1 protein-coding gene is annotated in these 1,669 nt (G+C 68.2%); it reads right to left on the bottom strand.

Going from position 1 to position 1,669, the window contains the following annotated elements; genetic code table 11:
- Nucleotides 1-66 precede the first annotated feature (66 nt).
- A partial coding sequence (locus EN964_RS33835) for a xanthine dehydrogenase family protein molybdopterin-binding subunit (protein ID WP_164776320.1) occupies nucleotides 67-1,669 on the bottom strand: 1,603 nt, incomplete at its 5' end.

Here is a 1,669-nt window from a genome sequence, read left to right on the forward strand (position 1 = left end):
GGTGAGATCCGCCTAGCGGACGGGAAGCCGAGCAATTGGCTTCCCGTCCGCTAGGCGGATCTCACCTCACCCCAGCAGGTCTTCGATGCGGATCGGAAAGCGCCGCGGCCGCACGCCGGTCGCATGCCAGACCGCATTGGCGACGGCGCCGGCCGTGCCGGTGATGCCGATTTCGCCGACCCCCTTGATGCCGAGTGCGTTGACGTGAGGGTCGTCCTCGTGGACCAGCAGCGCCTCGACCGACGGAACGTCGGCATTCACCGGGACATGATATTCGGCGAGGTTGGCATTCTGGATCCGGCCAGAGCGCCGGTCGGTGATGGCTTCCTCATGCAGCGCGAACGAGACGCCCCAGATCATGCCGCCATAATACTGGCTGCGCACCAGCCTGGGATTGATGACCCGCCCGGCGGCGAACGCGCCGACCAGCCTTGTGACACGGATCTGGCCGAAATCCGGATCGACCTTCACCTCGGCGAACACGGCGCCATGCGCGTGCTTGGCATAGGTTTCCTGGGATGCCGGGTCCGCAGCGCCCTTGCCATGGCCCTCGATCTCGGTGAGGCCCGCGCGCGTGAGGATTTCGGCATAGCTTTCACCGCGGCTTTCATCGTCGCGCCGATAGAGGCGACCGCCGCGCGCCAGCACGCCTTCATTGCCGGCGCCGTAGAGCGGTGAGTGCTCGTCACCGGTGGCGAGATCGGCGAGCCTGGCGATGACGGCGGCACCCGCATTGTGGATCGCCATGCCGGCCGTCGCCGTGTGGCCGGAGCCGCCGGCAATGCCTGCATTGGGCAGATCGGAACTGCCGGCCCTGAAATCGACCTGGTCGATATCCAGTCCCAGTCCGTCGGCGGCGATCTGGGCGAAGGCGGTCCAGGCGCCTTGCCCCATGTCCTGCGCGCCGGTCTCCATCAGGCCGCTGCCATCGCTTCTCAGCACGGCGCGGGCCTCGGCCTGGAACATCAGGGCCGGAAACGTCGCCGTGCCGATGCCCCAGCCGGTCAGGAAACCGTCCGCGTCGCGCATCAGCCGCGGCTGAAGCAGGCGGCTCGCCCAGCCGAACGTCTCGGCCGCTTGCCTGTAGCACTCGCGCAGCGCCTTGGAAGAAAACGGCTTGCCGGTCATGGGCTCGACCTCGGCATAGTTCCGCAGCCGGAACTCCAGCGGGTCCATGCCGCAGGCGTGTGCCGCCTCATCGATGGCGCTTTCGAGTGCGATCGAGCCGGTCGCTTCGCCGGGCGCCCGCATGAACAGCGGGGTGCCGGTGTCCAACCGCACCGCATCGTGCGAGGTGGCGATGGCCGGGCTGGCATAGAGCGTGTGCGAGGCATCCGCCGCCGGTTCGAAGAAATCGTCGAACGTGCTCGACGCAGTCTTGGCGTGATGGTCGAGTGCCGTCAGCCGCCCTTCGCCATCCATGCCCATGCGCAGCGTCTGGCGCGTCGGCGCACGGTGGCCGACCGGGCCGTACATCTGCTCACGCCGCAGCACCAGCTTGACCGGACGGCCAACGAGGCGCGCCGCCAGGATGCCGAGCACCTGCGGCCCGGAGATCATGCCTTTCGAACCGAAGCCGCCACCCAGGAACGGGCTGCGGATGTGGACGTTTTCCGGCGCGATGCCGAACAGGCCGGCGATGCGGCCCTGCGCCATGGAGCCGCATGCG

This window comes from Mesorhizobium sp. M7A.F.Ca.CA.001.10.2.1 (assembly GCF_003998575.1).
Lineage (GTDB): Bacteria > Pseudomonadota > Alphaproteobacteria > Rhizobiales > Rhizobiaceae > Mesorhizobium.